Below are 13,961 nucleotides of genomic sequence, written 5' to 3'. Positions count from 1 at the left end.
CGTTGTTGCGACCAATTCTTGCCACGGGCGAAACGGGTCGCGACAGGGCGCGTGTCCTGTTCGCGGGGGATTGTCTAGAAATGCGGTTGTCCCTCGGTGGTAAGACCCTCAGCCGCCGCAGCGGGAGAGGCGAAGCGAACCCTGCAGCAACGGGTGTGGCCGCGATATCACATGAAATCTTGGTAAGCTTGCTTACGTTTTCCCAATGTTTCGCAATGAAGAAAGTCTCTGCGACACAGCCGCTTTTCGCATTCTTGTCAGTTCGCTCCCGCCTCGTTGGCACGGGCATCTCGCAATTGCGGCACTGTCCCGCCGTTCCGCGCCCGGCTAGTATGAAGCTCAGGTTCCGCAGAAAGCATCATTACTGTGAGCGCGTCGTCCAAAGCCTCCCGACCATCCCGCCGCGAATCGGTTAATCCGGCAGCGTTGCGGCGGCTTGATCTGCCCGGCGGGGGGTGGATGTGACACAGCAAGTTCCAGTGATCGCCTCGCGGCGGTCCCTCGGTTCTGCATTCGGAACGCTGCGCGCGGCACGATGGATTGCGGTGCTGTGCCTCGCCGCTGGCTCGGGGGCCTGCGTGCTGACCCAGGATCTTCCCGATCCCGCGCTCGACGTTCCCGCGCACTACAAATATGCCGGCAAGGGCGGCGCGCCGCCGTCGCTCGATTGGTGGCGCGGCTTCCGCTCCGCGGAGCTGACGCAACTGATGGAGGAGGCGCAGACCGTCAATCTCGACATTGCCGCAGCCGTGGCGCGCATTGTCCAGGCTGACGCGCAGGCGCGACAGGCCGGCGCGGCGCTGCTGCCGAGTGTCTCGACAGCCGGATCGGAATCCTATTCACGCACATCCGGCTCGAGCGCTTCGGGGCTGTCCATCGGCGGGCGCGAGGTCGTCAATTATTCGGCCTCGCTGAGCGCGAGCTATCAGCTCGATTTCTGGGGCCAGAACCGCGACGCGCTGCAATCGGCAGAGGAGACGGCGAACGCCAACCGTTTCGATCGCGACACGGTCGCGCTGACCACGCTCGCCGCCGTCGCCAACGCCTATTTCCAGGTGCTGGCCTCGCAGGACCGCATCAGGACCTCACAGCGCAACATCGCGAGCGCGCAGCGCATCCTCGATGCGGTCAGGGAGCGCCGCAGGGCCGGCACCGGCACCGATCTCGACGTCGCCCAGCAGGAGAGCGTGCTGGCGAACCAGAAGGCGCTGGTGCCGCCGTTGCGCCAGACGCTGGACCAGAACGTCAACGCGCTCGCCGTGCTGGTGTCGCGACCGCCGGAGAGCGTGCGCGTGCACGGCGGCTCTCTGGACCGGATCGCGATCCCGCGCGTGACGCCCGGCCTGCCGTCGGAGCTCCTGACGCAGCGGCCGGACATCCGCCGACAGGAGGCGCAGCTCGCCTCGGCCACCGCCAACATCGGCAATGCCCGCGCACAGTTCTTTCCGACCATCCAGCTCACCGGCAATGGCGGCTACCAGAGCTCGGCGCTGGTCTCGCTTTTCCAGCCGCATGCGGCCTTCTTCCAGCTCGTCGGCAGCGCGACACAGCCGATCTTCGACGGCGGCAGGATCCTCGGCAATTTCGAGTTGGCCAAGGCGCGGCAGGACGAGCTGCTGCAAACCTATCGCAAGACCATCGTCCAGGCCTTTGCCGACGTCGACAACGCCCTGTTCTCGATCAAGCAGACCACGATCAGGCTGCAATTGCAGCGCGACGTCGTCGCCGCCTCGCGTCGTGCCTTCGATCTTTCCGAGCAGCAATTGCGTGCCGGCACCGCCGACATCGTCACAGTGCTCAACACCCAACTGACCCTGTTCCAGGCGGAAGACGCGTTGTGGCAGGCCCAACTCGCACGGCTTCTGGCCATCGTCAGCCTGTACCAGGCGCTCGGCGGAGGCTGGGAGCCGCGAATGGAGAAACCGGTCAATGCTCTTTAAGCCGGACACCAAGCAAGGCGCGCGAGAGGGGACAGCGAAGCGATCGCGCGGCCGCAGCTTCGTCATGACCCTGATCACGCTCGCGATCCTCGCCGGCCTCGGCTATGTCGGCTGGATCGTCATGCAACAGCAGCAGACGAACAACCGCAATCAGCGCCCCGATCTGCCGGTGCCGGTGCTGGCGGCGAGCCCGCGCATCCAGGACGTGCCGGTTTATCTCGACGGCGTCGGCGCGATCCGCGCGCTCAACACCGTAACCGTGCGCTCGCAGGTCGACGGCAAGCTGATCGCGGTCAACTTCACGGAAGGCCAGGACGTCAAGAAGGGCGACGTGCTCGGCGAAATCGATCCGGCGATCTATCAGGCTCAGTACGACCAGGCGGTTGCCAAGAAGGCGCAGGATCAGGCCCAGCTCGCCAACCAACGCATCGACCTCGCGCGCTACGAGCAGCTCGCGGCCTCCAACGCCGGCTCCAAGCAGCAGGCCGACACCCAGCGTGCGTTGGTCGCGCAGACCGAGGCGCTGGTCAAGGCCGACCAGGCTGCGATCGACAACGCGGCGGCGACGCTGAGCTACACCAAGATCGTGGCGCCGATCTCGGGCCGCGTTGGCCTGCGCCTGGTCGACCAGGGCAACATCATCCATGCCTCCGACACCACGGGCCTCGTGGTGATCACGCAATTGCAGCCGATCGCGGTGTGGTTCAGCCTGCCGCAACAGCAGATCATGCGTGTCAACGCGGCGGCAGCGAAGGGGCCGCTCGCGGTCGACGTGTTCGGCAATGACGGCATCATGGTGATCGATACTGGCAAGCTCACCGGCATCGACAACCAGGTCGACCAGACCACCGGCACGCTCAAGCTCAAGGCCGAATTCCCCAATGCCAATTACCAGCTCTGGCCAGGCCAGTTCGTCAATGTCCGCCTCAAGGTCGAGACCTTGACGCAGGCGCTGGTGGTGCCGACCTCTGCGGTGCAGCGCGGCCCGATCGGCACTTTCAGCTACGTCATCGGCGCGGACAACATCGTCTCGGCCAAGCCCGTGACGGTGACCCAGCAGAACGAGCATGACGCCGTGATCGCCAGCGGCCTGTCGGCGAGCGAGAGGGTGGTCACCACGGGCTTCGCAAATCTGTCCGACGGCTCCAAGGTGATCGTCGGCCGCGATGACCAGACTCCGTCGGCCGATCTTGCCCCGCGCAAGCGCTCGCGCGCACCGGACGCTCAGAAGAAGGATGGTGCCAACGAAGGCCAGAAGGACGGGCAGAAGGACGGCCAAGCCAAGGACGGCGAGTTGCGCGCCAAGCGCAAGAGCAGTGAAGGCGACCAGAAGGGGCAGACGGGACCGGCGCCGGGGCCGGGGGCATCGGAAAGTGGAGCCAAGCAGCCATGATCCCGACAACAGCCGCTTGAAGCGGCAGGCATAACCCATGGGTGTCTCCGAACCCTTCATCCGCCGGCCGATCGCGACCTCGCTGCTCGGCATCGCGCTTCTGATCGGCGGGCTGCTCGGCTATTTCGCACTCCCGGTCTCGGCGCTGCCGCAGGTCGATTTCCCGACCGTGCAGGTGACGACGCAGCTGCCGGGCGCGAGTCCGGACGTGATCGCCTCGCTGATCACCGCGCCGCTGGAGCGGCAGCTTGGGCAGATCCCGTCGCTCTCGGCGATGAACTCGACGAGCTCGTTCGGCGTCAGCCAGATCTCGCTGCAGTTCGAGCTCAACCGCGACATAGACGGGGCGACGCAGGATGTGCAGGCCGCGATCAATGCCGCCGCGGGCGTGCTGCCGAGGACGCTGCCTTACCCGCCGACCTACGCCAAGGTGAACCCGGCGGATGCGCCGGTGATGACGCTGGCGCTGCGCTCGGACACGATCTCGCTGCGGGTGATGAGCGACATCGCCGACACCATTCTGGCGCAACGTTTGAGCCAGATCTCCGGCGTCGGGCGCGTGTCCGTGCTGGGCGGGCTGAAGCCGGCCGTGCGCATCCAGGCCGATCTGGCGCGCCTTGCAGCCTACGGCATCGCGATGGAAGATCTGCGCACCGCGATCGCCAATGCCAATGTCTCGGGGCCGAAAGGCTCGCTCGACGGCGCGCAGCAATCCTACATCATCGCCGCCAACGACCAGATCGCGGCGGCCGAAGCCTACAAGCCCGTCATCATCGCCTATCGCAACGGCTCGCCGGTGACCATTGCCGACGTCGCCCAGATCGTCGACGGCCTCGAGAACGACCGCACTGGCGGCTGGTACCAGGGCACGCCGGCGGTCATCCTCGACATCCAGCGCCAGCCCGGCGCCAACGTCATCGACGTCGTCAGCCAGATTCGCGCCGAGATCCCGAAACTGCAGCGCGCGATCCCGGCCGGCGTGAATCTCACCATCGTCTCCGATCGCACCGTCACCATCCGCGCCTCGGTGCGCGACGTACAATTCACTCTGGTCCTTGCCGTCGTGCTGGTGACGCTGGTGGTGCTGCTGTTCCTGCGTTCGTTGCGCGCGACCGTGATCGCCGGCGTCGCGCTGCCGCTGTCGCTGATCACGAGCTTCGGCATCATGTATTTTGCCGGCTTCAGTCTCGACAATCTGTCGCTGATGGCGCTCACGATCGGCACCGGATTCGTCGTCGACGATGCCATCGTGATGATCGAGAACATCGTGCGTCACATGGAAAATGGCGACGGCGCAATGGAAGCCTCGCGCAAGGGCGCCAGCGAGATCGGCTTCACCGTGATCTCGCTGACGGTGTCGCTGATTGCGGTCTTCATCCCGCTCCTGTTCATGTCGGGCCTGGTCGGGCGCATGTTCCGCGAATTCGCGCTGACCTTGACGATTGCGGTCGTGACCTCGGCGGTGGTCTCGCTGACGCTGACGCCGATGATGTGCTCGCGGCTGCTCAAGCACGCGCACGAGGAGCTGGCCGTGCCGGGACTGGCCGCGATCAGCCGCTTCATCGACCGCACGGTCGACGCCTATCACGGATCGCTGTTGTGGGTGCTGGAGCGCCAGCGCGCCACGCTGGTCGTGACCTTCGTTACGCTGATCGCGACCCTGGTGCTCTATGTCGTGGCGCCCAAGGGCTTCCTGCCGCTGCAGGACACCGCTTCGATCACGGCGGTGACGGAGGCGGGGCCCGACGTGTCGTTTGCGGAAATGAAGAGGCGGCAGGCCGAGGCGGCCGAGGCCATCAGGGCCGACCCTGATGTGGTCGGCGTGGTCTCGGTGATCGGTGCGGGCTCCGTCAACCCGACCACCAATGTCGGCCGCCTCGTCATGAGCTTGCGGCCGCGCGGCGAGCGCCGCGACGATGTCAGCGTGGTCGTGACCCGGTTGAAGGAGCGGGTCTCCGGCATCCCCGGCATGACCGTCTATTTCCAGCCGGTGCAGGACGTGCAGATCTCGACCCAGTCGAGCCGCTCGCAATACCAGTACACGCTGACCGGCACCGATGCGACGCTGGTCTCGGAATGGGCGCGCAAGCTGGTTGCGGAGATGCGGCGCGATCCCTTGTTCCGGGACGTCTCCTCCGAGGCGCAGGAGGGCGGCCTGCGGGCGCAGCTCGATGTCGACCGCACGCGCGCCGGCCAGCTCGGCGTGAGCCTGCAAGCAATCACCGACACGCTGAACGATGCCTTCGCGCAGCGGCAGATCTCGACCATCTACGGTCAGGCCAACCAGTATCGGGTGGTGCTGGAGGCGCTGCCGATGTATCAGCGCGATCCCTCGATCCTGTCGAAGCTCTATCTGCCGGGTGCCGCGAGCGCCACCGCGGGCGCGCCCAATGCCCAGGTGCCGCTGTCGGCCGTGGCGACGCTGAAGCGGACCACGGCGCCGCTCGCGATCTCGCACCAGGCGCAATTCCCGTCGGTGTCGCTCAGCTTCAACCTGGCGCCGGGCGCGGCGCTCGGCGATGCCGTCGAAGCCGTGAAGGTGATCGAGACCCGCATCGGCATGCCAGGCAGCATCGTCGGCGTCTATGCCGGCGATGCCGCCGAATTCGCCAAGGCACTCGCCGGCCAGCCCTGGCTGCTGCTCGCCGCCGTCATCACGATCTACATCGTGTTAGGGGTGCTCTACGAGAGCTATATCCATCCGATCACGATCCTGTCGACGCTGCCCTCGGCCGGCGTCGGCGCCATCCTGGCACTGATGCTGTGCGGACAGGATCTCTCGGTGATCGGCCTGATTGGCATCATCCTCTTGATGGGCATCGTCAAGAAAAACGCGATCATGATGATCGACTTTGCGCTCGAGGCCGAGCGCGGGCGGGGCATGTCGCCCAGTGAAGCCATCGTGCAGGCCTGTCTGTTGCGCTTCCGTCCGATCATGATGACGACGCTGGCGGCGCTGTTCGGGGCGCTGCCGCTCGCGATCGAAAGCGGCACCGGCGCCGAGCTGCGCTTTCCGCTCGGCATCTCCATCATCGGCGGCCTGCTGCTCAGCCAGCTCCTGACACTTTACACGACGCCCGTGATCTACCTGGCGCTCGACCGCATCAACCGCCGGTTCGAGCAGGCACTGCCGCCGGCTGGATCCGGCGGCCCGCCGGTCGCCGGCGCGACCGAGGGGATGCAGTGATGGCATCCATCTCGGAGCCCTTCATCCGCCGCCCGGTCGCGACCACGCTGCTGTCGATCGGGCTGTTCCTGCTGGGTGTGGTCGCCTACCGGTTCCTGCCGGTCGCCTCGGTCCCGAACGTCGACTTTCCCGCCATCTTCGTCTCCGCCAGCCGGCCCGGCGCCGATCCGTCCGTGATGGCGGCGACGGTGGCGTCGCCACTTGAGCGGCGGTTGGGAGAGATCGCCGGCATCAACCAGATCACCTCGACCTCGAGCCTCGGCACGACCAGCATCCAGCTTCAGTTCGACATCGGCCGCAACATCGACAAGGCCGCGCGCGACGTGCAGGCGGCCATCAACGCCGCGATGGTCGACCTGCCGAGCGACCTGCCCACGCTGCCGCGTTTCCGCAAGGCGAACACGGCCGGCGCACCCATCTTCGTGCTGGCGTTGACCTCCAAGACGATCTCTCCGTCGGCGATCTACGACGTCGCGGATAGCGTGTTGGCGCAACGCATCTCGCAGGTGCCGGGCGTCGGCAACGTGTCGATCTCCGGCGCCGACCAGCCGGCCGTGCGCGTGCAGCTCAACCCGGTTGCGCTGTCCAATGCTGGAATCGCCACTGACGACGTGCGAACCGCGATCATCGCCGCCAACGCGCTCGGCCCCGTCGGCATCTTCGAAGGCGAGCGCCAGAGCGAGACGCTGTCGCTGAACAAGCAGATGCGCACGGCGAAGGAGTTCCGCGACATCGTCATCAAGAGCTCGGGCAATAATTTCGTGCGGCTGTCGGACGTCGCCGACATCGAGGATTCCGTCCGCAACGTCCGCTCGATCGCCTGGTTCAACAGGCAACCGGCGGTTCTGATCCAGATCACCAAGCAGGGCGATGCCAACGTCATCGACACCGTCGACCGGGTCAAGGCGCTGATCCCCGAGCTGAAGCAGTGGATTCCGGCCGGGGTCGAGATCTCCACCCTGGTCGATCGGACCGGCACGATCCGCGCCAGCGTGCTGGACATGCAATGGACGCTGCTGGCAACGTCGGTCCTGGTGATGGTCGTCGTGTTCGTGTTCCTGCGGCGGCTGACGCCGACCATCGCGGCCGGCATCTCGGTGCCGCTGGCACTCGCCGGGACTTGCGCCGGCATGTGGGTCGCGGGCTTCTCCATCGACAACCTGTCGCTGATGGCGCTCGCCATCTCCGTCGGCTTCGTCGTCGACGACGCCATCGTCATGATCGAGAACATGTTCCGCAACCTCGAGCAAGGCATGCGGCCGTTCCGGGCGGCGCAGGAGGGCGCCAAGCAGATCGGCTTCACTGTGGTCTCGATCAGCCTGTCGCTGATCGCGGCCTTCACGCCGCTGATCTTCATGGACGGCGTCGTCGGTCGGCTCCTGCGCGAATTTTCGCTGACGCTGACCTTCGCCATCCTGGTCTCGACGCTGGTGTCGCTGACGGTCACGCCGATGATCTGCGCCCATTACATCCGGCAGGCCACCTCCGGCACGGCAACGCTGTTCGACCGCATCATCGAAGGCGCGCTGTCGCGCACCATCGTGTTCTACGCCCGCACCCTGCGCACCGTGCTGGAATTCCCGCTGCTGACGCTGCTGGTGTTCTTCGCCACCATCGCGCTCACGGTGACGCTCTACATCAAGGTCCCCAAAGGCTACTTCCCCACGGACGATTCCGGCTTCATCATCGGCGCGACGCGCGCCTCGGCTGACACCTCGTTCCAGTCGATGCTCGGCCTGCAGCAGCGGCTCGCCGAGATCGTGATGAAGGATCCCGCCGTGGCCGGCATCGGCTCGACGGTCGGCAGCGGGGGCCCGGGGCCGGCGACTTCGAACCGCGGCACCATGTTCATCAGCCTGAAGCCGCCGGAGGAACGTGGCCACGTGTCGACTGAGGTCGTGATCGACCGGCTCAGGCGCGCGCTATATCCCGTGCCCGGCATCCGCCTCTTCATGTTCGCTGCCCAGGACGTGCGGGCCGGCGGGCGTCAGAGCGATTCCGACTACCAATATACGCTCACCAGCACCGATCTCGGCCTGTTGCAGAAATGGGCGCCGATCGTGGCCAAGCGCCTGGAGAGCGTGGAGGGCATCACCGACATCTCCAGCGATCGCGATCCCGGCGGGCTGCAACTGACGCTCGCCATCGACCGCCAGAAGGCGTCCGCGCTCGGCGTCAAGGTCCAGGACATCGACAACGCGCTCAACAACGCTTTCGCACAGCGGCAGATCTCGATCATCTACACCCAGCGCAACCAGTACATGACCGTGCTGGAGATCGATCCGAAGTTCCAGGTCGATCCCAGCAATCTCGATCGCATCTACGTCGCCGGCGCGGGTGATGCGCAGGTGCCGCTGTCGGCCGTGGTGCGCGCGACGCGTGGGCTCGCTGCGCTCGCCGTCTATCATTCGCAGTCGTTCCCATCGACCACGGTGTCCTTCAACCTGATGCCGGACGTGCCGCTTCAGGCGGCGACCCAGAACATCCAGCGCGCGGTCGACGAGTTGCACATGCCCGAGGGCATTCGCGGCAGCTTCGACGGCAATGCCGGCGATTTCGCCAGGACCAGCGGTCGCCAGCCGCTCCTGATCCTCGGCGCGCTGGTCGCGATGTATATCGTGCTCGGGGTGCTCTATGAGAGCCTCGCCCATCCGCTCACGATCATCTCGACACTGCCATCGGCCGGCTTGGGTGCGCTGCTGGCCTTGCAGCTCACCAACACGCCGCTGACGGTGATCGCCTTCGTCGGCATCATCCTCCTGATCGGCATCGTCAAGAAGAACGGCATCATGATGGTGGACTTCGCGCTCGATGCCGAGCGCCAGCGCGGCCTGTCCTCGGCGGAGGCGATCTTCGAGGCCTGCCAGGCGCGCTTCCGCCCGATCCTGATGACGACCATGGCGGCGCTGTTTGCCGGCATTCCGCTGGTGATCGCGACCGGCCCCGGCACGGAGCTGCGCCGCCCACTCGGCATCACCATCATCGGCGGCCTGTTCGTCTCGCAGATCCTGACGCTGTACACGACGCCCGTAATCTACCTCCTGATCGACCGCCTGCGGCGGCGATCCGAGCCGCGTCCGCTGGCGGCCCCGGCGGAATAGGTTGTTGCAGCGCCGCGTCAAGCGTATAGCGGCGCCATGTCCAATCCGCCCCCCACTGCCGCCGCGCCGGCCGAGCCGATTCCCGAATGCCCGCATTGCCAGAAGCCAATGCCGCTCTGCATTTGCGACAGCGTCACGCCGATCGAGAACCGGCTCTCGCTCCTGATCCTGCAGCATCCGCAGGAGCAGGACAGGGCACTCGGCACGGCGCGGCTGCTGGCCAGGCATTTTGCCGATGCAACGGTGCGGGTCGGCCTGTCCTGGCCGAGCCTGTCCAAGGCGCTGGGACGGCCGGTCGAGAATGCTTCGCACTGGGCGGTGCTCTATCTCGGCTCGGCACGCGCCGCTGATCTCGAGGCCGAAGGAGAGATCGTCGCGCTCAACCGCAAGGGCGAGGTCGCGGAGAACCAGCGCGCGATCCTCGGCAAGCTCGAAGGCGTGGTGCTGCTCGACGGCACCTGGAGCCAGGCCAAGGCGCTGTGGTGGCGCAATCCCTGGATGCTGAAATGCCAGCGCGTGATCCTCAATCCGGCACGTCCCTCTCGCTACGGGCGCTTGCGCAAGGAGCCGCGCCGCGACGGCCTCGCGACTATCGAAGCCGCCGCGACGATCCTCGCCGCCCTCGAGCGGCGCCCTGATATCGCCGAGACGCTTCATGCCAGTTTCGAGCGGATGCTGGCTCGCTACCGCGAGGTCCAGGCCGAGATGCCGGAACTGGCATCCAAGCCCGCGCCCAAGGGCCGCCGGCGCGACTTCCGGCGCGGCAAGCGCGCCTGATTTCGGCTGGACATTTCGCTGTGCTACCCGCGGGCCGTGGGGTTGCCTAAGCCATTGATCCCCTATATTGGTCCGCCCTTACGGGGCCACGTGGCGGAGTGGTTACGCAACGGTCTGCAAAACCGTGTACACCAGTTCAATTCTGGTCGTGGCCTCCATCACAAGTCTCTGATTTTCCGCAAAATTTGGACTTATAGGCGGTTCCGCCGAGCCGCAGCTCCAGTGAGCCACCGGGTTTGCCCGGGGCTTGGCGGAAAGGTGCGATTCAGGTCCTCTGGCATAGACTTCGCATCTGCGAAGAGACGCATCCAAACCCTGCAGCTGGAGAGCACGTGGGCGACGTCGTTCGATTTGTCCCGAAATCCGAGCTGGAGCGGGCCCGCCTCATTGCCGAGGCGCGCGCGATCTATGACAGCATCTTCCCGCCGGCTGCACCCGACCGGGCGCCGCAGCAGGGCGAGGAGCGCGTCAAGACTTGATCGGGGCTGCGCCGGTCCCCGGCGCTCGGTCATGCCGAACCGCCCGCAAGGCGGACGCATCGGTTCACTTCAAGTCGGCCTCAGCAGGCCGCGTACCAGCCGTCGGGAAAGGGCAGGAGGGGCCAGGCGCCCTCGTTGTCATTGGCAGCCTTGTTGGCTGCCTTGGGCGTCGCGTCGAAGCTCCACGAGCGGGGCACGTAGTCCTCCACCGGCACGGGCGCGAAATCCTCAAAGACCATGGCGTCCCGGACAGCATCCAGCAGCAAATTGAATTCGGCTTCGCTCATCACACCCTCGCAGAATGCGGACGGCGCAATGTCGCAAAGCCGGTTTGTTTCCGGATTGATCCGATCGTTCGCATTTTAACGATGCGGCGATCGGGACCCGAATGGTTAGCGATTCCTGAAAATCCCCGCGGCAACCCTATGTGCCGCCGCCGCGCAGCGGGTGTGAAGGAGATCACGTTCCCGGCGGTTTATTTCTCGTAACCCCTTTGTCCCATGCCGGCCAATGCAGGCCGGAGCGGGCAAGGCAGAGCGGGAGACTGGTCATGAAGGCGAGGTTCTTGCGGTTTGCGGGCGTGAAGAGCCGGGCGCGGGGCGCCTCGACGGTCGGGCTGTTCCTGACGCTATTTGCCTCCGCGGCCCATGCACAGGGAACTGCGGAGCAGCGGCGGGCCTGTACCCCCGACGTCTACCGGCTCTGCGCCGGCGAGATCCCCAACGTCCGCGCCATCACGGCCTGCCTGCGCCGCAACCGCGCGAGCCTCAGCGAGGCCTGCCGATCCGTGTTCGACCAGGCGGGCGGCTGAACGGCCCGGCTTGTGGGCTTGTGCGCAGCAAGTCCCTCGCAGGGGCTCGCGAATCCGTCACAGGCACCCTGTGGATATGCTGTGGATTTGCTGCGGATGCTGGACGTGGATGCTTCGTACCGTCGTCGGATCTTGGTCGCCAATCGTCATATCTCCGTCAAATGAGCGCACCGAATGATTCGGCGATCTGGCAGATCGCTGCTGCGGCCAGAGCTCCTCGCAACGGCGCGTCGAGAGAATGACGGCTTACCGGAACTCCACTGCATTCGTCTCAAATTTCAACCGAAGCGTGCATCAAATCTTGATCGGCCGTCCGCTAGGGATGATCGGCCGCCTTGAACGCAGGCCCTCATCGTCGCGACTAACCGACAGAGTGCATAGGGATCAGCAGAACGTGATCGAGCTTCCTCTTCCTAAAGCACCAAAATGGTGCTTTAGTGCTTTCCATGAGCCAATCGCCTCGAAACGCGCCGTCCGCACTGCGTTACCGGCTTGCCCCTGACCCGGCCGCCAAGGCCGCCATCGAGGCGACATTCCAGGCCTATGACCGCATGATGGAAATCCTCGACGAGGTGGCGCGGATCCACAATGTGGGTTCCAACGTGGTCCTGCTCCATGCCCATGCCTATGAGCCGATCCGCAAACAGACGGCGCTGCCTTCGCGGCTGGTGACACTGGGGCTGCGCGACCGCGCGGAGTATCGCGCCGCGCAAGGGCGCCGCCTGCCGCTCGACGACAAGCTCGCCAAGATCAAGGGGCCCGCCACCATTTCGATTGCGACCGTGCAAGGGCGCTTCAGCGTGCCCTTCGACTATGCCGGCTATGCCGAGGGCTGGGGGCAGAGCGTGCCGGCGCGCCTCATCCGCACCGACGACGGTTTCGAAGTTCACTACGGCGTCACGCCGAACAGCCTGCCAGAGGAGGAGAACGCCATGGATACCATCGCTGCCGCTCCCGACAACTTCCTGTCCCGAGTCGGGCGCCTGATTGCCGGGATCGCGTACGATGCGATCGAGCAGGCGGAGGGCAAGAACAAGCTGAAGGTGGTCAGCCAAGCCATCCGCGAGATCGAGCGCGCCGAGACCGAAGCGCGCGATGCGCTCGCCGCTGCCCGGGCCGAGGAATATCGCCTCAACGCGCGCCGCAGCGAGATCGAGCGGGCGATGACCGATCTGACCGCCAAGATCGAGGCCGCGATCGCAGACGGGCGCGATGATCTCGCCCGCGCCGGCATCGCGCGGCAAATGGACCTGGAGGCGCAGTTCGAGGTGCTCTCTCGCGCCATCCACGAGAACAACGAGAAGATCGAGCAATGCGTCACATCGCTCCGCGCGGTGCTGTCGGCGCTCCAGGATGCCGAGCAGCGCCGCGCCGATCTCGAAAAGAGCGAGGCACAGGCCAGCCCACAGACATCGACGTCGTCGCGGAAATCCGGCGGCACCTCCGCTGCCGCGAAGGCGCTGCGGGCGGGCAGGGCAGTGGCACGGGCCACCGGCGTGCCGCCGGGAATTCCTTATTCGAGCGACATCGACGAGCTGAGCACGCTCCATCGCGACAAGGAAATTGCAGCGAGGCTGGCCCGGTTGAAGTCGGGCGGCTGAGTGCGGTGTCATGAGCGCTCTGCTCGAACACATCATGGCGCCTGAGGTCAGGCCGTTCGCGATTGCGGCGGCCATGATCGTCATCGTCGGCTCGGTCGAGGTGATCTCGATGCTGATCGGGGCCTCCTTGAGCGAGATGCTGGGCACCAACATCGATTTTGCTCACCCCAGCGACAACGGCGTGCTCAACGCCATCTCCTGGATCAATGTCGGCGGCGTGCCGCTGTTGATCTTCCTGCTGCTGCTGCTCGGCGCCTTCTCCATCACCGGATTCCTGATCCAGGACTTCGCGCGAATGGTTGCGGGTCCCTTACCGGCGACGGTCGCCTCGGTCGGGGCCGTCGTGGTGTCGGTTCCGCTTGTGCGCGCCGCCAGCAGGACCATCGCGCGGGTCATTCCCAAGGACGAAAGCTACGTCGTCGGCCTCGGCGATCTGGTCGGCCGCATCGGGGAGGTCGTCGTTGGCCCGCTCGACCAGGGGCCGCCCGGCCGCGTCAGCGTCGCCGACATCCACGGCAACCGCCATTTCGTCTCGGCGGTCGCGGCGCCGTCATCGGGACCTTTGCCGCAGGGAACCATGGTCCTCCTGGTCGACCGCGACGGCACGCGCTTCGTCGCGGTGAAGGCCGACGATGAACTCAAGCCGTCCAACCCCACTCTAAGCAATTAGCA

General features: G+C 65.9%; 10 protein-coding genes and 1 tRNA gene. 10 read left to right on the top strand and 1 reads right to left on the bottom strand.

All coding sequences use genetic code 11. The features are described 5' to 3' along the window. Positions 1-455: 455 nt before the first annotated feature. The 7 genes from I6F16_RS00820 to I6F16_RS00790 all read left to right on the top strand — a co-directional run bounded on the left by I6F16_RS00820 (position 456) and on the right by I6F16_RS00790 (position 10,877). A complete protein-coding gene (locus tag I6F16_RS00820; RefSeq protein ID WP_225112831.1) occupies positions 456-1,940 on the top strand; it encodes an efflux transporter outer membrane subunit in 1,485 nt (494 codons plus the stop codon). Beyond that, complete coding sequence (locus I6F16_RS00815) at positions 1,930-3,333, top strand: efflux RND transporter periplasmic adaptor subunit (RefSeq protein ID WP_225112832.1); 1,404 nt, start codon at positions 1,930-1,932, stop codon at positions 3,331-3,333. The genes I6F16_RS00820 and I6F16_RS00815 overlap by 11 nt, the downstream gene beginning before the upstream one ends. 37 nt (positions 3,334-3,370) lie before the next feature. Continuing rightward, positions 3,371-6,520, top strand: coding sequence for an efflux RND transporter permease subunit (locus I6F16_RS00810; RefSeq protein ID WP_225112833.1), 3,150 nt, complete (start codon positions 3,371-3,373; stop codon positions 6,518-6,520). Next, a complete protein-coding gene (locus I6F16_RS00805; RefSeq protein ID WP_225112834.1) occupies positions 6,520-9,621 on the top strand; it encodes an efflux RND transporter permease subunit in 3,102 nt (1,033 codons plus the stop codon). Before I6F16_RS00810 ends, I6F16_RS00805 begins: the two co-directional genes overlap by 1 nt. 36 nt (positions 9,622-9,657) lie before the next feature. Continuing rightward, positions 9,658-10,398 (top strand): tRNA-uridine aminocarboxypropyltransferase, encoded by a 741-nt coding sequence (locus I6F16_RS00800; protein WP_225112835.1) that lies wholly within the window; start codon positions 9,658-9,660, stop codon positions 10,396-10,398. Between the two features lie 84 nt (positions 10,399-10,482). After that, positions 10,483-10,556 (top strand) — tRNA-Cys (locus I6F16_RS00795). Positions 10,557-10,730: 174 nt separating this feature from the next. Beyond that, entirely contained in the window at positions 10,731-10,877 is a 147-nt protein-coding gene (locus tag I6F16_RS00790; protein ID WP_167361661.1) for a hypothetical protein, read from the top strand. A gap of 80 nt (positions 10,878-10,957) precedes the next feature. Here the strand turns inward: I6F16_RS00790 and I6F16_RS00785 are convergent, their stop codons facing one another. Beyond that, a complete protein-coding gene (locus I6F16_RS00785) occupies positions 10,958-11,164 on the bottom strand; it encodes a hypothetical protein (protein WP_225112836.1) in 207 nt (68 codons plus the stop codon). A 263-nt stretch (positions 11,165-11,427) separates the two neighbouring features. Between I6F16_RS00785 and I6F16_RS00780 the strand changes: the two genes are divergently transcribed. From I6F16_RS00780 to I6F16_RS00770, 3 genes are all read left to right on the top strand, one after another. After that, positions 11,428-11,688: a hypothetical protein gene (locus I6F16_RS00780; protein ID WP_025036239.1), complete on the top strand. Its 261-nt coding sequence runs from the start codon at positions 11,428-11,430 to the stop codon at positions 11,686-11,688. Between the two features lie 437 nt (positions 11,689-12,125). Continuing rightward, positions 12,126-13,289, top strand: coding sequence for a PspA/IM30 family protein (locus tag I6F16_RS00775; RefSeq protein ID WP_225112837.1), 1,164 nt, complete (start codon positions 12,126-12,128; stop codon positions 13,287-13,289). A 10-nt stretch (positions 13,290-13,299) separates the two neighbouring features. Beyond that, positions 13,300-13,959, top strand: coding sequence for an OB-fold-containig protein (locus I6F16_RS00770; RefSeq protein ID WP_225112838.1), 660 nt, complete (start codon positions 13,300-13,302; stop codon positions 13,957-13,959). Positions 13,960-13,961 lie beyond the last annotated feature (2 nt).

It is taken from the genome of Bradyrhizobium sp. IC4060 (genome assembly GCF_020193715.1).
GTDB classification, from domain to species: Bacteria; Pseudomonadota; Alphaproteobacteria; order Rhizobiales; family Xanthobacteraceae; genus Bradyrhizobium; species Bradyrhizobium yuanmingense.
Note: the sequence above shows the minus strand (reverse complement) of the source record. Positions and strands in the feature narration are given on the sequence as shown.

Coding starts and splice junctions, on each gene's coding strand:
- I6F16_RS00785 (WP_225112836.1), bottom strand. CDS start 11,164: ATGAGCGAAGCCGAATTCAATTTGCTGCTGGATGCTGTCCGGGACGCC.
- I6F16_RS00810 (WP_225112833.1), top strand. CDS start 3,371: ATGGGTGTCTCCGAACCCTTCATCCGCCGGCCGATCGCGACCTCGCTG.
- I6F16_RS00815 (WP_225112832.1), top strand. CDS start 1,930: ATGCTCTTTAAGCCGGACACCAAGCAAGGCGCGCGAGAGGGGACAGCG.
- I6F16_RS00800 (WP_225112835.1), top strand. CDS start 9,658: ATGTCCAATCCGCCCCCCACTGCCGCCGCGCCGGCCGAGCCGATTCCC.
- I6F16_RS00770 (WP_225112838.1), top strand. CDS start 13,300: ATGAGCGCTCTGCTCGAACACATCATGGCGCCTGAGGTCAGGCCGTTC.
- I6F16_RS00805 (WP_225112834.1), top strand. CDS start 6,520: ATGGCATCCATCTCGGAGCCCTTCATCCGCCGCCCGGTCGCGACCACG.
- I6F16_RS00780 (WP_025036239.1), top strand. CDS start 11,428: ATGAAGGCGAGGTTCTTGCGGTTTGCGGGCGTGAAGAGCCGGGCGCGG.